Here is a 19,578-nt window from a genome sequence, read left to right on the forward strand (position 1 = left end):
CGTCCGTTCCTTTCACCCTTCATGGAGGTTCAGGTGGCAAGCCCCGCGTTTCGGTCCGGCCTCACGGCGCTCGTGCGCGCGGTGGCGTCTCCCACTCCTCCGCTGGTGCCCTGGCCCGACCTGGCCGACCGGTCACCCGGGGACTTCACCGGGCAGCTTCCCTGGCTGCGTGCGATCCGCGACACGCATACCGGCAAGGCGTTGTGGCACGCCAGCCCGGCACTGGGCAGTGAGATCGATGGCCTTCTGGCCGCCGAACGTCCCCGGTCTCGCGATGTGCGGCGAGCTGCACTCTCGGTGGCCCGGTACGTGCTGCGAGCACACGGCCGCCCCACGCCCTTCGGATACTTCGCTGGCGTCACCACCGCCGGTTTCGGCGCCGCGGCCCATGCAGCCTGGGGACGCGAGCACCTGCCTGTGGCCCGAGCGTCCGCGGAATGGATGGCGGAGATCATCGCTCGGCTGGAGGCCGACGCCGAGCTGCTGGAGCGGATTCCAGTAGTCGCCAACACCACCCTCACCGAACGCGGCGATCGTCTCGTCGTCCCGTACCGGACGGATACCGGAGCCGACCGCCGACGCGCGGTCGAGGCCTCCGTCCGGATGACCGGCACCGTGGCTGCCGTCCTCACCGCCGCGCAGGCACCGATCCCGGTCGCAGACGTCGTCGCGAAGGTCCTGGCCGAGTTCCCCTCAGCAGGGAAACCCACCGTGAACGGGTTTGTGCGGGAGCTGTTGAGGGTCGGCGTCCTGGTCAGCGCCTTGCATGCTCCGAGCACGGAGACCGATGCGCTCGGCTACCTGCTGGCCCAGCTCGACACTATCGGCGCTGACGACGTCGTCGGGGTATCGAAGACCCTCGCCGCTCTGGGGGCCATCCACGATGAACTCCACCACTCCGACAGGCACGAGGCCGCCCGTGCCCAGATGCGCGCCTTGACCCCCCGTCTACGGCGGGACCCGGTCGCCGTTGACGTGCGCCTGGCCGGGTCCGTCGTACTGCCGGACGACGTCGCCCGGGAGGCCGAGCGGGCCGCACTTTTGCTCGCCCGCGTCAGCCCGGCGCCGTTCGGGACGGCAGCCTGGAAGGCGTTCCACATGCGGTTCTACGAGCGGTTCGGGATCGGCTCCATGGTTCCGGTGCTCGACGTGGTCGCCGACAGCGGCATCGGCTACCCCGACGGGTACCCGGGCGTCGGCCCCGCGGACCTCAAACCGCGGTTGATGGACCGCGACCATGTCCTGCTGCGGCTGGCGCAGCAAGCTGCCCTCGACGGCCGCCGCGAGGTCGTCCTCGACGAGGCCACGATCGAAGTCCTGACCGTGGGCAGCGAACCGGTACGGCTCCCGCCCCACCTTGAGCTCGGGTTCAGGCTCCGGGCATCCGACATCAGGGCGCTGGAGCGGGGAGACTTCCGCCTGGAAGTGGTGAGCGTGTCCCGGGGCGCCGGGGTCGGCACGGGCCGGTTCCTCCCGGTGCTCGACTCCGGGCAGCGGCAGGCTTTGATCGACGACCTCAGTGACCTTCCGGCTTCCGACCAGGACACGATCGTTGCGCAGTTGTCGTTCCCCCCGCTGCTGCCGGAGAGCGCGCACGTCACCCGGACACCTCGTGTGCTGCCGACCGTGATCAGCCTCGCCGAGCACCGGCCTCCTGGTGAGGACGTTCTGACCGTCGACGACCTGGCCGTGGGTTGCGACGGGCGCCGGATGTACCTCGCAGCCCCTGGTCGCGGGCAGCGTGTGGAGGCGGTGGGGATGCATGCCCTGAATCTGGACACGCATACCCCGCCCCTGGCCAGGTTCCTCACCGAGCTGGGCCGCGCCCAGTGCGCGCAGGTCACCACGTTCGACTGGGGTGCCGCCGCCCATCTGCCCTACCTTCCGCGCCTGCGCTCCGGCCGGATCCTCGTGGCGCCGGCCCGCTGGCGGCTGAACGCCCGAGAGCTGCCTGCGGCCGACCGGCCGTGGGAGGAATGGGACGCGGCGTTCGGCACCTGGCGCGACGCCCGCAAGCTTCCCCTGACGGTGCACGTCGGGGAGGGCGACCGGCTCCTGCCCCTCGACCTCACCGTCCCCGCGCACAGGGCGCTGCTGCGCGAGGAACTGGACCGGGCCGGTGCGATCACGATCGCCGAGGCGCCGGCTGTAGCCGAGCTGGGGTGGTGCGGCGGCCGGGCCCACGAGATCGTCGTGCCTCTCAAGGCCAGCCGTCCACCGGCCTGGCCACGCCTGCCCCAGCCCACGGCAGCTCGCACGGTCCGGAGGGACTTGGTCCACACCCCCGCCGTCTCACCTGTCCTTCTGGCCAGCGTGTACGGGGACATCCGCCGCCAGGACGTCCTACTCGGGGAGCACCTGCCGGACCTCCTGGAGCGCCTCGGCGGGCCGCCCTGGTGGTTCGTACGGTTCCGCGACCCCGACCAGCACCTACGGCTCCGGTTCGCCCTGCCCACCCCGGAGGCTTTCACCGCCACGGCGAGCACGGTGAGCGCATGGGCCGACGAACTCCGGCGCGCCGGGCTGGTGGCGGATCTGCTCTACGCCACCTCCTATCCGGAGATGGGCAGGTGGGGCGAGGGGCCGGCGTGGGCTGCAGCCGAGGAGGTCTTCCGAGCGGACTCCCGAGCCGTTCTCACGCAGCTCACCTGCGCGGGCCAGCCGTTCCGGCGGGCGCTGGTCGCCGCGCACAGCGTGGCCATCGCCGCCGCCTACCTCGGCAGTACGGCGAAGGCGATGACGTGGCTGATCGACCACATCCCGCCCGCGCCCCCGGCACGGGTGACCCGCCCGGAGTTCACCGAGGCCGTCGCGCTCGCCAATCCTGACGACGGCTGGGCAGCCCTGCGGTCTGTCGCCGGCGGCGAGACGATCCTGAATGCCTGGAGCGACCGCAGCCAGGCCCTGGCCGTGTATCGGAACCACTTTCCCGGCCCGGTTACCCGAGGCATTGACGTCGACGACGTGCTGACCTCGCTGCTCCACGTCCACTTCGTCCGCGCCGTCGCTGTCGACTTCGCAGAGGAAGCCGTCTGTCTCTACCTCACGCGGGCCGCAGCCCTCGCCTGGACCGCCAGGAGGTCCCGCTGATGCCCCGCCCCGCCTCCGGCCTTACCCAGGAGATCGCCGACCGGCTCGCCGACCCGGCGGCCGTACTCGGCGCGCAGGCTGCCTCCCACTGGCGTCGTCAGTCCCTCGGCCACGGCGCTCCCGGCATCGCGTTGCTGCACATCGAGCTCGCCGCCGCCGACCTCGCGCCATGGGACCGCGCGCAATCCTGGCTCACCGCCGTGGCCGGACAGCCGCTGACCAGCGGGGCCGACAGCCACGCCTTCTACGGAGCCCCGGCCTTCGCCCACACCCTCGCGTGCGCGGCCGAACGCCTTCCCGGCGCATACAGGACCGCACTCGATGCCCTGGACCGACAAGTGACCAGCGACGCACGCCGCCGCCTGGCCGCGGCCGAACAGCGCATCGAAGCCGGAAAGCTCCCAGCGCTCGCGGAGTTCGACGCGATCCGCGGTCTCACCGGATACGGCGCCTACCTCCTACGCCGACGCCCCGACAGCGACACCGTCCGCGCCATCGTCGACTACCTGGTTCAGCTCACCCAGCCGCTCACCCACCGGGGCGAGACTGTGCCCGGCTGGTGGACAGCGTCCGGACCTTCCGGCCGCCCCGACCACCGCTATCCGGACGGGCACGCCAACACCGGGCTCGCCCACGGCATCGGAGGCGTCCTTGCCCTCCTTGCGCTCGCCTCAATCCGCGGGACGATGGCCTCAGGTCACCGGGATGCCATCGCCACCATCCTTCACTGGCTGGACCGCTGGGAAGTCGACAGCGGCAGGGGACCGGCCTGGCCGTACTGGGTCACCCTGCCCGCCCTACGCACCGACCACTTGCCCGTGGGGCCACAGCGACCCTCCTGGTGCTACGGCACCGCCGGCCTCGCCCGCGCGCAGCAGCTCGCCGCCATCGCCCTCGGGGACCGGAGACGACAGCTCGCCGCCGAGCACAGCCTTCTGGCAGCGCTGACCGACCCCCAGCAGCTCCGCGAGACCACCGACAACGGTCTGTGCCACGGCTTCGCCGGCCTCGCACACATCGCCGCCCGGGCAGCCTCGGACGCCCTGGCCCTTACCGCCGGTCAACTCCGGGCAGTGCTCCCCGCGCTGCTGTCCGCTGTGCACCCCCCTGGCAGCGACCCGGCAGCCGCCGCAGCCGGGCTCCTCCAGACGCCGGAACCCGACCCTGGGCTCCTCGACGGCGCCGCGGGAATCGCCCTGGCCCTCCTGGCTCCAGCCACCGGCACCCCGCCCCAAACCTCCTGGGACACCTGCCTGCTCATCGCCTGAACGGCCCCCGCGCGAAACCAACACACACGACACACCCCGTCGTCCACCTACTTGAAGGACCTCACCGATGCAGGGCACCTGGCACCAGATCAACGTCACCTTCCGGGACCGCGCCACCGCGCAGCACGTGATTCCCCAGACGCTCGGCCCCGCCCTGCTCACAGCCGAGGACCGGGGGGAAATTTCCGCCTGGTGGTTCCTGAACAAGCAGCCGTGGAAGCTGCGCGTACGCACCGCCGCCGACGAGACCCCCACCCTGTGGGGTGCCCTCACCGGGCTCGTCCAAGACGACCAGGTCCGGCAGTGGATTCCCGCCATCTACGAGCCTGAGACCCTGGCCTTCGGCGGGGCCGAGGGCATGGAGGCGGCCCACGAGCTGTTCCACGCCGACAGCCGCCACCTGCTGACCTACCCCGTCCAGGCGGGGCACCTCGGTCGTCGCGAGACCGCAGTCCTCCTCGTCAGCGCGATGATGCGCGCTGCCGGTCTCGACTGGTACGAACAGGGAGACGTCTGGGACAAGGTCGCAGCCGAACGCCCGGCCCCGCCGATCCTCGCTTCCGAGCTGGACGCGGCCATGCACTCCCTGTTGACCGTCGACGCCCGCAGCCTGTGCCGGGAGGACGGCCCGCTCCACGGCCATGCCGACTGGGTCCGCGCCTTCGCGCGGGCCGGGACCGCACTCGCCGTCCTCAACCACGAAGGCCGCCTGCGCCGAGGACTGAGAGCTGTCCTCGCCCACCACACCATCTTCCACTTCAACCGGGCCAGCCTCCCACTGGAGGACCAAAGCGCCCTGTCCAACCTCGCCCGAAAGGCCATCATGGGAACGAGCGACACCCCCGCAACCACCCCCGACGGCACCCCGTCCGCCGATAGCGTCGGATCGGTGAACACCGACACGCGCACCACCCCCGACCCGACCGCGGAACAGCTCCGCAACGCCCTCGTCGACCAGATCCGCCAAGAGGGCCGCGCCACCAACCCGGCCGCAGAGGCCGCACTGCGCACCGTGCCCCGGCACCTGTTCGTGCCCGACGCCTCGCTCCAGGAGGCCTATGCCAACCAGCCGGTCCACGTGAAGTACGACACCGACGGCACGTCCATCTCCTGCGCCTCCCAGCCCGCCGTGGTCGCCCTCATGCTCGACCAGCTCGAAGCCCAGCCCGGCGAGCGCATCCTCGAACTCGGCGCCGGCACCGGCTACAACGCAGCCCTCATCGCCCACCTCGTCGGCGACACCGGTCACGTCACCACCATCGACGTGGACGACGACCTCGTCGAGGGCGCCCGCGCGCACCTGGCCGCCGCCGGGTACACGAACGTCGAAGCCCTGACCCGCGACGGAGCCGTCGGCTACGCCGACGGGTCGCCGTACGACCGGATCATCGCGACCGTCGGCGCCCACGGCATCCCGCACGCCTGGCTCGACCAGCTCGCGCCGGACGGGCGGCTCGTCGTTCCCCAGCGGATCAAGGGCAGCGTCTCCCGCTCCATCGTCTACGAACGCCGAGACGGCCGGTGGGTCTCCTTCGGCAGCGAGATGAACACCTTCATGCCTCTGCGCCGCGGCATCGCGGACGACGACCGGCGGATCATCTCCCTCGTCGCGGACGGGACCGTACGCCTGCAGGCGCCGGCCGGAACGCCCATCGACGCCGAGGCGCTGGCCGGTGTGCTCGAAGAACCGCGGGTCGAGGAGTGGACTGGGATGACGGTCCGCGCCATGGAATCGCCCGAGTGGATGGAGCTCTTCGTCAGCTGCTCCTTCGACTCCGGCCTGATCAGGATGCTGTTCCCGGCCTCTGCGAAGGGCACCACCCTCGCCGAGGACCCCTACCCCTCCTCCAGCGCGGTCATCGACAAGGGCGCCCTGACCTACCTCGCACGGCGCCTCTCGGACCAGACCACCCCCGAGGGCGGCAAGCTGTGGGAGTTCGGCGTCATCGGCCACGGCCCCGGCAGCGACGAGCTCGCCGCCCGGGTCGCTGAGGCCATCCGTACCTGGGACCGCACCTACCGCGGCCGGGAAGCCAGCTTCGAGCTCCAGTCCCTCCAGGCGCCGGTTCCCGAGGAACGTCCCGGCCAGTTCGCCGTCGACACGCCCCTGAACCGGATCGTCATCGACTTCAACTGACCGTGCGTCCCTGACCGTGTGGTGCCCGCCGCCCCCATCTCCGGCAGCGGGCACCACACGTCGGGCCGACCCCTCGGAGAATTCCATGGACCCGCACGGCCAGTTAGCCCGGCGCTTCCCCCTCGTCTCACGCTTCCGGCCCGCCTGCCTTCCTCTTCCCGACCGCGTCCAGGCCCTCGCAGCCCTCTCCGAGACCGCCGCCGCCCACGCGGACCAGGGGCTCGCCTCGGCCGTCTACAACCAGGCCGCCCTGATCGCCAGCGACGTCGGACTGCCCGACCTCGCCCACCAGCTATGCCACCAGCACGCCGACGCCTACCTGCACGCCACCCCACTCCCCGCCACGGCCGCGGTCCGGGCCCTCGAGCCTGTCGTCAACCTGGCCCGCCTGAAGATCCGCGCCGGACACCCCGACGAAGGACGCAACCGTCTTCTGCGCCTCTTCGACGCCGTCACGAACGGCACCGCCGACCGATTCGACGATGTACACATCCCACCCGCCCTGGTCCAGTCCGAAGACGACCGGCAGGAAGTACGCGCATGGCTGTGGCGAGTCCTCCTCGCCGATGGCTCACGCACCCTCACCAGCAGCGGCCGGTGGGCCGAAGCCCTCGCACACACCCGCAAACACCAAGGCATCGGCAAGCGGATGTTCGACGGCCGGCAGATCGCCGTCGTCGCCGCCCTCACCAGCGGCGACACCGAGCACGCCGCCGAACTCATCGCCGACACCGCCGCCGGCGAGCCGTGGGAGCACGCCGTCACCGCCTGCCTCCACGCCCTATGCCTCCGCGCCTGCGGCGACTTGAACCACAGCCAGGAGAACGAACTCGAAGTCGCCCTCCGCGCCGTCCCCGCCGAGCAGGGTATGACGGTCTTCGACACCCGCCTGCGCCTCACAGCCCTGGACACCATCGCCTCCTCGGCGAGCCCGGCCGCGTACCGCATCACGAACGAGTTGCACCGGGACATCGTCGGTACACGTGACGGCTTCGCCGCCCGCGAGGTGCTGCACGACTCGCTGTTCACCGGGCTCGCCGCCCCGAGACAGCTCCAGGACTGCCACGACCTCGTCGCAGCCTGTGCTCTGGGCTCCGGCGCCGTACCCGCGCGCCTGCGTAGTGCATTGGACACGGCACTGCATCGGAGCGACCGAGTGATCAGAGACAGCCTGTCGGCCGCCTGAATCGCCCAGGTGCCCAAACCGGTCCGGCAGAACGCACGCGGTCGGCAATCCTCCGCCCGGGTGACACGCCCCTGTTCGAGCGAGTTTCAACGCCACAGACCCAGACGCGCCAAGCCCACTCAGCCAGACGAGAACATTCGTTCCCGTTTTGCCTCCGATCCGGCCGTGACGGACCCAGATCGGAGCCGTTCTTAGAGCACCAGTGCCAGTCGTGCGCCCATCCGGAGGACCCCGTGAATCTCCTGCCGAAGCACCTCGACACCCTCCCATTAATCGAACATCACGCGCCTGCCCCGTGTCGGCCCTCTATGGGTGGGGATCGTGTTGACGCCTTACCGTCCTGCTGCCGCGGCTCACGACCGGATTTCGGGAGGGCTGCGTGAGCAAGGACTCGGCAAGTGGATCCGACGCCGCGGGTGTGTCGGAGTCTGAGCGGCTGCTCTTCGGCGGCGAGCTGGCGTACGACGTCGGCTGGGACCGCCACGAGGGCGTCTGGCTCAAGCTCGGCCTGTGGACCATGGCCAGGTCCTTACCGCGCATGATCGGCACCGGGCTCCGGCTCGCCCACCTCGCGGACGCCCGCGCCCTGCGCGTCATGCTCGGCGCCGAGGTCGGGCGCGGCATCACCCAGGCGGTCGGACTGGTCGCCGTCAACAGCGTCCTGGGCCACCTCCTCGCGGGCGGCGTGACCAACGAGCGCCTGGCCCGGGCCGTGCCGGCGCTCGCCCTGGTCGCGCTTGCCGCGCTGCTGGGCTCGCTGCTGCGGTCCGCCTCCACAGCCGCGACCGGGGAGCTGGAGCCGAAGGTCCAGCGGGTCGCCACCGAGCAGTACCTCGCCCTCGTGTACCGGGTGGAACTCGCGGCCATCGAGGACGACGAGTTCCACCGGCTCCTGGATGCCGCCCGCTATGGCGCCGACTCCGCCCGCCGCATGATCCGCTACTGCACCAACACCCTGAACTCGGGCATCTCCCTCATCGCCGCGGGCGGGGTCCTGACCGTTCTCCACCCGGCGTTGCTGCCCCTGCTGGTCCTGATGACGGTGCCGAGCGCCTGGCGGTCGCTGACCATCTCCAAGCAGCGCTACATCTCCTTCCACACCTTCGTCCAGCACGCCCGTGCCGGGCACCTCCTCGGCCAGCTCCTGACGCAGCGGGAGGCTGCCGCGGAAGTCCGCGTCCACGAGGTCGGGGGCTTCCTCCTGGAGCACTTCCGGGAGATGGCCGAGACCAGCGAACGCGAGCAGACCCGCCTGGCCCGCAACGCCGCCCGGATTGGGCTGATCGCCGACGCTGCGTCCGGCGCCGCGACCCTCCTCACCTACGGGGCGCTGGGGCTGTTCCTGTGGAGCGGGAGGATGGACCTGGCGGTCGCCGGGACTGCGGTCCTGGCCATCCGGACCGGATCGGCCAGTCTGGACAGCCTCGTCGTGCAGATGGCAGACCTCCACCAGGAGTCCCTGTTCGTCGCCGACTTCGAACGTCTGTGTGCCGAAGCCCGGGCCCGGGCCATTGCGGACACGGGCGAGGACCTGCCCGAGCGGGTGCGGGAAGTCCGCTTCGAGAAGGTCTCCTTCACCTACCCCGCCGGCGACGGCCAGACGCCGGAACCCACGCTGCGGGAGGTCTCGCTGTCCTTCCCCATGGGCAAGGTCATCGCCCTCGTCGGGGCGAACGGATCGGGCAAGTCCACCCTGATCAAGCTCCTCGCGGGCCTCTACCTGCCCGACGCGGGCGGCGGCACGATCTGGTGGGACGGGGTGGACGCGGCCAAGGCCGACCGCCGGCAGATCTTCGCCCGCATCGCCCTCATGTCCCAGTCGTTCTTCCGGTGGCCGTTCACCGCCCGCGTCAACATCGGCATCGGCCGTCCCACCAGCCCCATCGACGACACCGCCGTGAACGAGGCCGCCGCCTTCTCCGGCGCCGACCGGTTCGTCTCCCGCCTGCCGCGCGGCATCGGCACCCTCCTGGGCCGCGGCTTCAAGGGCGGGCAGGACGCCTCGGGTGGGGAGTGGCAGATGATCGGGATCAGCCGCGCCTGGTACAAGAACGCCGGGATCCTGGTGGTCGACGAGCCCACCAGCGCCCTGGACGCGCTCGCTGAGCAGAAGGTCTTCGACCAGATCCGCGCGCTGGCCGAGACAGGGCAGACGGTCGTGCTGATCACGCACCGCCTGCACTCCGTACGCCACGCCGACGTCATCCACGTCATGAAGGACGGCCAGGTCGCCGAGTCGGGCACCTTCGCCGAGCTGATGGGCAGCGGCGGCACCGGCGATTTCCGGGACGCCTACCAGGTGCAGGCCGCCGCGTTCAACGACGCCGTCCCCGGCCCGCGCCCGGCCGACGCGCTGGACACCGTTGGACAGGAGCCCGCATGACGACCGCGCCTCCGGCCGCGAGCCACGCGCAGACCGATACCCTGGCAGGCTGCCTTGCTCGGGGGGCCCGGGCGTCGCGGTGGCAGGCGCTCGGGATGCCGGGAGGCACCACGATGTCCACGGAGGCGCCGGTGCCGCTCCTCCTCGTCGACGGCCACCACCTGCTGTACCGGGCGCACTTCGGGTTCCCAAAGCGGTTCGAGGCGCTCGACGGCACGGACGTCACGGGCGCCTTCGGGTTCAGCGCCCTGCTGCGCAAACACCACCGCGAGCTGTGCCCCGGCCACGAGGTGATCGTGGTCTTCGACGCCGAGGACGGCGCAGCCGCACGGGCAAGGGCCGACGCCGGGTACAAGGCGACCCGAGCGAGCGCCGACCACAGTCCCATCCAGGCGCTGGCCCCACTGAAGCGAATGCTGGACCTGGCCCGGGTGCGGTGGGTGGAGGTTCCCGGCGCCGAAGGCGACGACGTCCTGGCCTCCCTCGCATGGCGTGCCGTCGCAGACGGGCGACCCGTGGTGGCGCTCTCCGGGGACCGCGACCTCTACGGCCTCCTGACCGGGCCGGGCGTTCGGATCCTCAGCCCGCAGGCGCCGCCGGGACGGCAGTTCGTCACCGCGAGCACCGTCATGGAGCGCTACGGCGTCACGCCGGGCCAGTGGGCGGACTTCCGCGCCCTGACCGGCGACCCGGCGGACAACCTGCCCGGCGTGCCCGGGATCGGACCGGTGACCGCGGCCCGGCTCCTGGCCGGAGGCCGCCGACTCGAGGATCTCCCCCTCACCGCTGCGGGCCGGCTGGCGAAGCCCTTGGCCCGCACCCGCGCCTGCTGGGACGACGTGATGCGCTGGCGGTCCCTGCACCTCCTGAACACCGGTATCACCTGCCGCGCCCCGCTCACCGGCAGGGCCACCGGCGAACTCCCGACCCCGGCCGACCTGATGAAGGCGGCCGGTCTGTGGTGACGGTACCTCTCGACACGAGCGTCCCCTCACCGCCGGGAGGTTCCCGATGACCGCCGCTCCCGCCGGGTCCGCGCCGACCGCCTCGCTGTGGAGGCACTTCCGCCGGTACCTGACCGGGCAGACCGCAAGCGTCGCCGGCAGCTCGATCTCCTCGATGGCGCTGCCCGTGCTGGCCGTCCTCGTCCTGGGCGCGACCACCGGGCAAGTCGCCCTGCTGGCGTTCATCGGACAGCTCCCGCCCGCACTGCTCGCCCTGCACGCAGGCGCCCTGGCTGACCGGTACCCGAAGCGCCCCCTCATGATCATCGGCGACCTGGCCAGCGCCACCGCGCTGGCGACCCTGCCGGCGGCCGCCGCCCTGAACGCCTTGACCCTGACGCACCTGATGATCGTCGCCGCCGTCCAGGGCGCCGCCGGCGTCCTCCACGACGCCGCGGCGATCAGCCTGCTGCCGAGCCTGGTCGACAGATCCCTGATCCAGCGCAGCAACTCCCGGGTGGGGGCCCTGTTCGCCGTCGCGGCCACCGGCGGAAGCAACCTGGGCGCGGCCCTGACCACGCTGCTCGGCCCGGCCCGCGCCCTCCTAGGCGACGTCCTGTCCTACGTCTTCAGCATCTGGTGCACCGCCCGGATCCAGGTCCGCGAACCCCACCGCGCCCCGGAGGCCTCGCCGAGGCTGCGGCGCGAGATCGGCGAGGGCCTGCGGTACGTGGCCAGCAACCACCGGCTTGCGGTGCTCACCGCGGTCAACTCGACGACCTCCTTTGCCTTGGCGCTCCTGAACACGTTGTGGGCGCTCTACCTGCTGCGGGACCTGGCGATGACCCCGACCGTCTTCGGAACAGTCCTCGGTGTTGGCGCCCTGGGCGCTGCGGCCGGGGCGCTGGCCGCCCCCGCCCTCAGCAGGCGCTACGGACCCGGCCCGATGATGCTCGGTGCCCTCGCCCTGACCCCCTGCACCCAGGTTCCCCTGCTCCTCGCCGCCCCCGGCCTTCCCTGGCAGGTCGCGATCACCGCGGCTCTGTTCGTCCAGCTCGCCTGCGCGGGTGCAGCGGGCACGACCCAGCGTTCGATCAGGCAGATCATCACCGAGTCGGCCATGCAGGCCCGGATGCAGGCCGTGTCCACCTGCCTGACCTCCGCCGCCCGCCCCGCGGGCGCCCTCCTCGCCGGGATCTTGGGCACCTCGACGGGCGTACGTCCCGCGCTGGCCGTCGGTGCCGCCCTCCTCGCGGTCCCGCTCCTCGTCCTGGCCTGCTCGCCCATGCGGGCCCTGCGTCGAATGCCCGATGCCCCCGCCCGGCTCGCCGAGGACGAATCCGCTCCCGCCGGTTGGGAACAGCCGCCCGCCAACTCCGATCAACCAGCACCACGCCCATGAACGCCGCCGACTCCCCCACCCCGCCGTCCCATCGACCTGTGAGGCCCTCTTGCCACCCGCCCGCTCACACATCCGCGATCTCGTCACCGCCTACCTGGAACGGAACCCGGCTGAAGTGCCCTTGCTGGCCCCCCTGTTGCAGCTGGTGGACGAAGACGCTGAGCCCACGAGCCGCTCGACCTTGCCGGGGCACATCACGTGCAGCGCGGTCGTCGTCGACCACGGCCGCCGGGTCCTGCTCGTCCACCACAACACGTTCGGGCTGTTGCTGGCACCCGGCGGGCACGTCGAGGCAGATGATCGCTCGCTGCTGGAGACGGCGCTGCGCGAGGTCCACGAGGAGGTCGGCATCCCGCCCGGCGCCCTGTGCGCCACCGCCACCTACGGTCCCCTGCCCATCGACATCGACGTCTTCGACATCGACGTCAACCCCGCCAAGGGCGAGGTCGCGCACCAGCATTGGGACTTCCGCTTTGTCTTCCAGCTAGTGGACAGGGAAGTCGAGGTCTCGGTGCAGCCGGAGGAGGTCTCGGCCCCGCAGTGGGTCGCCTTCGACAAGGTCACGGCCCCGCAGCTGCGGGAGAAGCTCACCTCGTCCGGGCTCGACGGCCGCATCGAGCCGGTCAACGCCTCGGCACTGATCCACGACGGGCACGGCCGCTACCTGCTGCACCTGCGCGATGACACCCCTGGCATCTGGGAGCCCGGGGCCTGGGCACTGCTCGGCGGAGGCCGCGAGCCCGGCGACACCTCGCTCGAAGACACCGTCCGTCGCGAACTGCGGGAGGAAGCCGGGCTCGAGCCGGCCGGGCTGGAGCCGTTCGCCGTCGAGCTCGCCACCGGCACGGACGGGCTGACCGTACCAGTGCAGGTGTTCACCGCCCGATGGAACGGCGACCCCGCCCGACTGCCGCTCACCGAGGGCGTGATGCTGGCCTGGTTCCACCCCGACACCATGGAGCGCCTGAGGCTGAGCCCCTCCACCCTGGACCTCGTACGCCAGCACGCCCAGCACGCCGCCCGCAGCACGACGGCACCCCAGGACGGAGCCCTCGGGCCGAACAGGCCGAAGGCGGGCAGCACCAGCGTTCCGCACATCGTCGGCGTCCACCTCTACCTGGAACGCGACGGGCAGGTGCTGCTCGGCCTGCGCCACCCCGACTCCGCGTACGCCGGCGGCACCCACCACTTCCTCGCCGGGCACTGCGAGCAGGAGTCCGCGGTCGCCTGCCTGGTCCGCGAGGCGCAGGAAGAGGCCGGATTGCTAATCGACCCGGCCGACGTCGAGCTCGCCCACGTGGTGCACATGGTCGACAAGCCCGGAGACCAGCCCAGAATCGGGTTCGTCTTCCGCGCCCGGCAGTGGACCGGAACGCCTGAGGTCCGGGAGCCGGACCGGTGCGTCTCCTGGGGCTGGTGGCCCGCCGACGCCCTCCCCAAGCCGATCGTCCCCTACACCCGCGCGGCGATCGAAGGCATCCGCGCTGGACGTCCCTACACCGAGCTCGGGTGGACCTGACCGCCCCGCGCATCCCGTCCGTAATCCCCGTCCCCTGCCCAAGGAGTCGTACGTGCCCGATCCCCTCGTACCTCCCGCCCATGCCGGAGTTGGCCTTGAGGAGAAGGCGGCAGCCGCGCGGGCGGAGATGGTCGCCGGACTGGAAGCAGCTGGCCATCTCCAGGCGGGCCCGGTCCGGGACGCGTTCCTCGCGGTGCGGCGGGAGGTGCTGATGCCGCAGGCGTACGTGAGGCGCAGCGGGCCGGACGAGACCCCTCCGCGCTGGGACCTGCTCGACTGGGCGGTGCCCGCGGACCGTGAGGAGCTGCTCGGGCTGCTGTACGGAGGGGAGAGCGTGCTGGTTCAGCACGGCGGCGAGCCGGTCCTGGGCCGGGTGCCGGGCCCGAGGTCGGGCGGGTCGATGACGGCGATGTCCAGCACGGCCGGGATGACCGTCGCGCTCCTGCAGCGTCTCGGCCTGCGGCCGGGCCATCGGGTCCTGGACGTCGGGACCGGTGCGGGAGTTACCGCGGCCGTCGCGTGCCTGATCGCAGGTGATGCCGGGGTGGTCACCGTGGACCGGGATGAGCACGTCACCGCCGCCGCCCGCGAGCGGCTGGCGTTGCTCGGCCACCGGCCGACGGCCGTGACGGGGAACGGGCACAACGGCTGGCCTGCCGGCGCCGACTACGACCGGATCTTCGTGTCGTACGCGGTCACCCGGGTACCGGAAGCCTGGCCGCAGCAACTGGCCGGCGACGGGCTCGCGCTTGCGACCTTGTCGACGTCCTCGCCGTCCTGGCCTGGATTGGCCGTCCTCACCAGGACCGGCAGCGGCCGCGTCCAGGCCCGTCTGGAAGCGGTGCGGCTCGGGCACCGTGCCGGCCACGGCTGGAGCCAGCTCTACCTGAAGCCCGGTCTGCGGAGACGGATCGAGGCCGTGGACGGGGGCAGCACCCGCACCACGCATACGGGCCCGCCGCCGGATGATGCCCGCGGTCTGTGGCTGGCCCTGGACCACCTGCACCCCGGGCTCGTACGGAACTGGGCCGCCGACCACCTGGTCATCGGGGCGCCGGACTGCGGGTCGTGGGTCACTGCCCGGCCGGGCGGCTCCGGGCCGTGGACGGTCACGGGCTGCGGGCCACGCGACATCTGGGCAGAGATCCAGGACACCGCCACCCGATGGCAGGCAGCCGGGTCACCGTCCTCCTACCAGCTGCACCGTGACCCGGACGGAACCCAGTGGGTCGGCGCTGGCAGCGGCCGGAACGAGTTGTCCTGGCCACTGCCCGACGCCCTCCAGCCGGCAGCGACCGTCCCGCCGCAAGCCCCCGAACCCACCCCTGCGCCGAAGGAGTCCACTCCATGACCTCATCCACCCCAGCTTCCACCATGGCCCGGTCGGGCGGCTGCCTGTGCGGGAAGGTCCAGTTCACGGTCACCGGGGAGCCCGACTACCCCCACACCTGTAGTTGCCGGGACTGCCAGGGCTTGTCGGGGGCACCGATGATGTCGTGGGTGTCCTTCACGCTCGACGGTCTGGCCTGGTCCGGCGCCGAGCCGTCGTGGCACTACACGTGGCCGGACTCCAAGCGCGGCTTCTGCCCGTCTTGCGGCAGCCAGATCTGCGCCCTCGACGACGGCGCCACCAGCATCGCGATCACCCTCTCCTCGCTCGGCAACCCCCCCGACCTGGTCCCCGTCAACCAGTCCTTCCGCGAGACCGCCGTCCCCTGGCTGCCCCAGGTCCCCGACACCCGCAGCTGACCACCACGCCCACACCACGAGATCGGAGACCCGTGTCCCTGTTCGACTCGGTGGACCAGTACTACGCCCGCTACCGCCCCCGGCTGCCCGACCGGGTGGTCCAGCTCCTGGCCCGGGAACTGGCCGGCGTGGCGGCGCCCACGCTGCTGGACCTCGGTGCCGGCACCGGACAGGTCGCCCTGTCCATGCTGCCTGGCCTGCCTCGCACATCCCACCTGGACCTCGTGGACCAGGACGAGGGGATGCTCCGCACCGCGCTCGACGAGCTTGGCCCCCAGCTGGGCGAGCGCACCGCCACCGTGCACGCCGTCCCGGCCGAGAAGTTCGCCCCCACCCAACCCGGCTACCAAGCGGATCTAGTCACCTGTTGCCGGGCGTTCCACTGGATGGACCGCCCCGCAGTTCTGGCCATGGCCGACCGGGTGGCCGACCCGCACGCCGCCGTCGCGGTCATGGGCGACGGCAGCCTCTGGACCTACCAGGCCGAATGGACAGTCGCGCTCCAGGGCCTGATCCAGTCCCACCTCGGAGAAGACCGCCGCGCCGGCACCACCGGCACCTACCGCGAGCCCGGCCGCCGCTACGAAGACGACCTCGCCGAATCCGCGTTCAGCAACATCGCCGAGCACCGCATCCCCTTCCGCCGCACGTGGACACCCTGCACCGTCCAGGGATACCTGCGGTCCACCAGCTTCGCCCGGCCCAACCTCTTCGCCGACCACGCGGGATTCGAGGACCAGGCCCAGGCGCTCCTGCTCCAGCACGCGCGGGACGGGGTCCTGCACGAGGACGGCGTGTTCACCGTGCTGCTCGCCCGCCGCCCCGGGGCAGGACGGTGAGCGGCGGGGCCCGGCACACGGTGCCGGTCGACGTACACCTCATCCTGCGGCGCGAGGGTGACAGCGGCGCGGAGGTGCTGCTGTGCCGCCGGGCCGGACCGGTGTATGCGTCGGGCCTGTGGCATCTGCCGTCCGGGCACCTCGACCCCGACGAGGACATGGTCGAGGCCGTCATCCGGGAAGCCCTTGAGGAAACAGGCGTGCGCATTCAGGTGGAGGACGTGACCGCGGCGGTCACCGTCCACCACCGCCCACCGGTGGGATCCCGGTCCCGCATCGGCGTCTTCTTCGACGCCCGCCGCTGGTCGGGCCGCCCTCGGATTATGGAGCCGGACCGGTGTGACGGCATGGACTGGTACCCGCTGGGCACTCTGCCCGACCCGATGGTGGCGTACTGCCGGGCCGGTCTGGACGCCTACCGCGCCGGTCTGCCCGCCGCCGTGCATTTCCAACAGCCGGGCGACGCCATCGAGCACCGGCAGGAGGGCCCCGACCGCACCCGCCTGCTGAGCGGACCGCCGGTCAGTGGGGTGGAGGTGCCGTATGGGCTGCGGGTGTTCGCCGAGCAGGCCGTCGGCAGGATCGCGGAGGCGAGGGAGGTGTCCTGGGTGCGCACCGGCAGCCGGGTGTGGCGGCTGGCCGGGCCCGGGGGCGGCAACTGGTACCTCAAGCGGCACCGCGGGGTGCGGTTCCATGACCGGGAGGTCGCTGCGTACCGGTCCTGGGTGCCGGCCCTCGGGGCGCGTGCTCCCCGTCTCGTCGCCGCCGACACCGCGGCGCGGGCCGTCGTGGTCACCGCGCTGCCCGGGCACCCGCTGCACGGCATGGTCCTCGGTGCCGCCGACGAGGCGCGCGTCCAGCAGGCCCTGGGTCGTCTCGTGGGCGTCCTTCACCGCAGCGCACCCGAGCTGCCGGCCGCAGCCGCCACGGCTGCGGACAGGATCAAACGGCATCTGGACGGGGCTCGCCGGTACTTGGCCGACGGGGATGAGGATCTGGTCCTCGTCCTCGTCGGTGCTTACGCGGACCTCCCGAAGCCCACGCTCGTGCCCACGCACGGGGACCTGCAGTACCGCAACGTCCTGCTGGACGGCGACGGGGAACCGCTGCTGTTTGACTTCGAGCGGTCCGAGTACAACACCGCGACCCGGGACATGGTTCGGCTGAGCGACACCTGGACCGGCCGACCCGACCTGCGCGCCGCGTTCCTCGACGGCTACGGCAGGGCGCTCACACCGGCCGAGGAGCTGCGCCTGGACTGCGAGGCCGCCTTCGACGCCGTCTCCGGCATCGCCTACGGCACCAGCCACGACGACCCCGAGGTCACCGAGCGCGGCCACCGCACCCTGCGCCGACTCCGCACCCAACACCCCTAGGCCCGTCCCCGACTCCACCCGTCCGAGAAAGGACCCCCATGCCCCAACCCCGCCGCGCCACCCCTGCCGATGCCGCCGAGATCGCCCGCCTGCGGTCGGAGCACATCCTCAGCGAACCCCTCGACGACGCCTGGCTCACCACATGCACCGACCAACTCGCCTTACGCCTCCAGGAGGGCGGGGACGCCCGCGCGTACGTCATCGACTCCCCCGACGGCGGGCTCGCCACCTGCGCCCTCGGCCTGATCCACGCGGTCCTGCCCGCCCCGAAGTACCCCAAGGGGCTGGCCGTGCGGATCCACGCGGTCGCCACCGACCCCACCCACCGGCGCCGCGGCTACGCCAAGGCCGCGCTCACCGCCCTCCTCGACGACCTGGAGGACGACGGGGTCACCCTGTACGAGCTGTACGCCAGCGACGGTTCGGCCCCGCTGTACGAGCAGCTCGGCTTCGCGGCCGACCCGGCCCTCATGCGGATGACGCGCTTCCCCGCCATCGAAGGGAACGCGTCGTGAGCGAGCGGAAGTGGCTGCCTCCGGAGGAGTTCGCTGCGACGCTGCCGAAGGCCACCATGTTCGGGTCCGTGTTCTTCACCGACAAGGACGACCGCCCCGTCCAACTGCGGGCCACATACTCCAGTACCCACCCCTGGCAGTGGCCGGGCGGCGTCGCCGAACAGGGCGAGCGCCCCTGGGAGACCGCCGTGCGGGAGTGCCGGGAGGAGACCGGCCTCCGCGTGGAGGGACCGCCGAAGCTCCTGGCCACCGTGTTCGGGCTGCCGGGCAAGGACTGGCCGCTGGCCACCGCGGGATGGGTTTTCGACGGCGGCCGGCTCACCGCCGAGCAACTTGCGGGGATCGTGCTGAACCCGGACGAGCACGACAAGGTCCGTGCCCTGGCCGTCCCCGAGTGGCAGGGCCTGATGCCGGAACGCGACCACGCCCGGCTCGAGGCCGTGATGGCCGCCCGCCGCACGGGGATCCCGGCGTACTTCGATACCTGGGACTGGGAGGTCTAGATGAGCATCGTCCTGATGTCCGACCCGCGAGTCGCCGCCATCCGAGTCTCGGAGAACGGCGAGCCCCTGGCCGACGTCCGTGGCGGCGGAGAGCTCCGGCTCGATGACCGCCGCTCCGATCCCGCGTATGCATTCGCGCACCTGCGCTCCGGTGTTCTCGACCGGCTCCTGCAAGCGCAGCTGCTGCTGCCCGAAGGGTTGCGGCTGCTCGTCGTCGAAGGGTTTCGGCCGCCGGCCCTGCAGCAGCGGTACTTCGAGGAGTACGCGGCCGAGCTGCGCGCGGCCCACGGCGACTGGCCGGCGGAGGAGCTGCGGGCGCAGGCGAGTCGGTACGTGTCGCCTCCCGAGATCGCCCCGCACAGCGCCGGCGCGGCCGTCGACCTGACCCTCGTGGACGCGGACGGCACCGAGCTCGACATGGGCACCCGCGTCAACGCCAGCCCGGAGGAGAGCAGGGGCCGCTGCTACACCCTGGCCGACGGCCTCACCCACCAGGCCCGGCTGCACCGCGCCACCCTCAGCCGTGCGCTCACCGCCGCCGGGCTCGTCAACTACCCGACCGAGTGGTGGCACTGGTCCTTCGGCGACCGCTACTGGGCCCTGATGACCGGTAAGCCGGAAGCCCTCTACGGACCCGCCTCCCAGCACTCCAACCGTTCCTGAGCCA

The 19,578-nt window shown here is 71.9% G+C and carries 15 protein-coding genes; all 15 read left to right on the forward strand.

Going from position 1 to position 19,578, the window contains the following annotated elements:
- The first annotated feature begins 21 nt into the window (after positions 1-21).
- Entirely contained in the window at positions 22-3,090 is a 3,069-nt protein-coding gene (locus ACIQUR_RS01380; RefSeq protein ID WP_403328197.1) for a lantibiotic dehydratase, read from the forward strand.
- On the forward strand, positions 3,090-4,358 hold the full coding sequence (locus ACIQUR_RS01385; RefSeq protein ID WP_403328200.1) for a lanthionine synthetase C family protein: 1,269 nt from the start codon (positions 3,090-3,092) through the stop codon (positions 4,356-4,358). The genes ACIQUR_RS01380 and ACIQUR_RS01385 overlap by 1 nt, the downstream gene beginning before the upstream one ends.
- Before the next feature lie 67 nt (positions 4,359-4,425).
- Positions 4,426-6,495, forward strand: a complete 2,070-nt coding sequence (fxlM, locus tag ACIQUR_RS01390; protein WP_403328203.1) for a methyltransferase, FxLD system — start codon at positions 4,426-4,428, stop codon at positions 6,493-6,495.
- An 85-nt stretch (positions 6,496-6,580) separates the two neighbouring features.
- Positions 6,581-7,681 carry a hypothetical protein gene (locus ACIQUR_RS01395; protein WP_403328206.1) on the forward strand — a complete coding sequence of 367 codons (1,101 nt, stop codon included), beginning with the start codon at positions 6,581-6,583 and terminating at the stop codon, positions 7,679-7,681.
- Positions 7,682-8,198: 517 nt separating this feature from the next.
- Positions 8,199-10,064 (forward strand): ABC transporter ATP-binding protein, encoded by a 1,866-nt coding sequence (locus tag ACIQUR_RS01400; RefSeq protein ID WP_403328466.1) that lies wholly within the window; start codon positions 8,199-8,201, stop codon positions 10,062-10,064.
- Between the two features lie 113 nt (positions 10,065-10,177).
- Entirely contained in the window at positions 10,178-11,029 is an 852-nt protein-coding gene (locus tag ACIQUR_RS01405) for a 5'-3' exonuclease H3TH domain-containing protein (RefSeq protein WP_403328209.1), read from the forward strand.
- Positions 11,030-11,075: 46 nt separating this feature from the next.
- Complete coding sequence (locus ACIQUR_RS01410; RefSeq protein WP_403328211.1) at positions 11,076-12,410, forward strand: MFS transporter; 1,335 nt, start codon at positions 11,076-11,078, stop codon at positions 12,408-12,410.
- A gap of 145 nt (positions 12,411-12,555) precedes the next feature.
- A complete protein-coding gene (locus ACIQUR_RS01415; RefSeq protein ID WP_403328214.1) occupies positions 12,556-13,929 on the forward strand; it encodes an NUDIX domain-containing protein in 1,374 nt (457 codons plus the stop codon).
- A 52-nt stretch (positions 13,930-13,981) separates the two neighbouring features.
- Entirely contained in the window at positions 13,982-15,280 is a 1,299-nt protein-coding gene (locus ACIQUR_RS01420; protein ID WP_403656622.1) for a 50S ribosomal protein L11 methyltransferase, read from the forward strand.
- A 23-nt stretch (positions 15,281-15,303) separates the two neighbouring features.
- The gene (locus ACIQUR_RS01425; RefSeq protein WP_403328469.1) at positions 15,304-15,678 is read left to right on the forward strand and encodes a GFA family protein; all 375 of its coding nucleotides are present in this window, start codon (positions 15,304-15,306) and stop codon (positions 15,676-15,678) included.
- A 32-nt stretch (positions 15,679-15,710) separates the two neighbouring features.
- Complete coding sequence (locus tag ACIQUR_RS01430) at positions 15,711-16,517, forward strand: methyltransferase (RefSeq protein ID WP_403328220.1); 807 nt, start codon at positions 15,711-15,713, stop codon at positions 16,515-16,517.
- The gene (locus ACIQUR_RS01435; protein WP_403656625.1) at positions 16,514-17,893 is read left to right on the forward strand and encodes an NUDIX domain-containing protein; all 1,380 of its coding nucleotides are present in this window, start codon (positions 16,514-16,516) and stop codon (positions 17,891-17,893) included. The genes ACIQUR_RS01430 and ACIQUR_RS01435 overlap by 4 nt, the downstream gene beginning before the upstream one ends.
- Before the next feature lie 38 nt (positions 17,894-17,931).
- Positions 17,932-18,408, forward strand: coding sequence for a GNAT family N-acetyltransferase (locus ACIQUR_RS01440; RefSeq protein WP_403328225.1), 477 nt, complete (start codon positions 17,932-17,934; stop codon positions 18,406-18,408).
- A complete protein-coding gene (locus tag ACIQUR_RS01445; RefSeq protein ID WP_403328228.1) occupies positions 18,405-18,911 on the forward strand; it encodes an NUDIX domain-containing protein in 507 nt (168 codons plus the stop codon). The genes ACIQUR_RS01440 and ACIQUR_RS01445 overlap by 4 nt, the downstream gene beginning before the upstream one ends.
- Positions 18,912-19,574: a M15 family metallopeptidase gene (locus tag ACIQUR_RS01450; protein ID WP_403328231.1), complete on the forward strand. Its 663-nt coding sequence runs from the start codon at positions 18,912-18,914 to the stop codon at positions 19,572-19,574.
- Positions 19,575-19,578: the final 4 nt, after the last annotated feature.

It is taken from the genome of Streptomyces sp. NPDC101132, assembly GCF_044759225.1.
Lineage (GTDB): Bacteria > Actinomycetota > Actinomycetes > Streptomycetales > Streptomycetaceae > Streptomyces.

What these genes read in the sequence shown, in the direction of transcription:
- ACIQUR_RS01380 (WP_403328197.1), top strand. Translation starts at nt 22, where the DNA reads ATGGAGGTTCAGGTGGCAAGCCCCGCGTTTCGGTCCGGCCTCACGGCG.
- ACIQUR_RS01385 (WP_403328200.1), top strand. Translation starts at nt 3,090, where the DNA reads ATGCCCCGCCCCGCCTCCGGCCTTACCCAGGAGATCGCCGACCGGCTC.
- fxlM (WP_403328203.1), top strand. Translation starts at nt 4,426, where the DNA reads ATGCAGGGCACCTGGCACCAGATCAACGTCACCTTCCGGGACCGCGCC.
- ACIQUR_RS01395 (WP_403328206.1), top strand. Translation starts at nt 6,581, where the DNA reads ATGGACCCGCACGGCCAGTTAGCCCGGCGCTTCCCCCTCGTCTCACGC.
- ACIQUR_RS01400 (WP_403328466.1), top strand. Translation starts at nt 8,199, where the DNA reads ATGGCCAGGTCCTTACCGCGCATGATCGGCACCGGGCTCCGGCTCGCC.
- ACIQUR_RS01405 (WP_403328209.1), top strand. Translation starts at nt 10,178, where the DNA reads ATGTCCACGGAGGCGCCGGTGCCGCTCCTCCTCGTCGACGGCCACCAC.
- ACIQUR_RS01410 (WP_403328211.1), top strand. Translation starts at nt 11,076, where the DNA reads ATGACCGCCGCTCCCGCCGGGTCCGCGCCGACCGCCTCGCTGTGGAGG.
- ACIQUR_RS01425 (WP_403328469.1), top strand. Translation starts at nt 15,304, where the DNA reads ATGGCCCGGTCGGGCGGCTGCCTGTGCGGGAAGGTCCAGTTCACGGTC.
- ACIQUR_RS01440 (WP_403328225.1), top strand. Translation starts at nt 17,932, where the DNA reads ATGCCCCAACCCCGCCGCGCCACCCCTGCCGATGCCGCCGAGATCGCC.
- ACIQUR_RS01450 (WP_403328231.1), top strand. Translation starts at nt 18,912, where the DNA reads ATGAGCATCGTCCTGATGTCCGACCCGCGAGTCGCCGCCATCCGAGTC.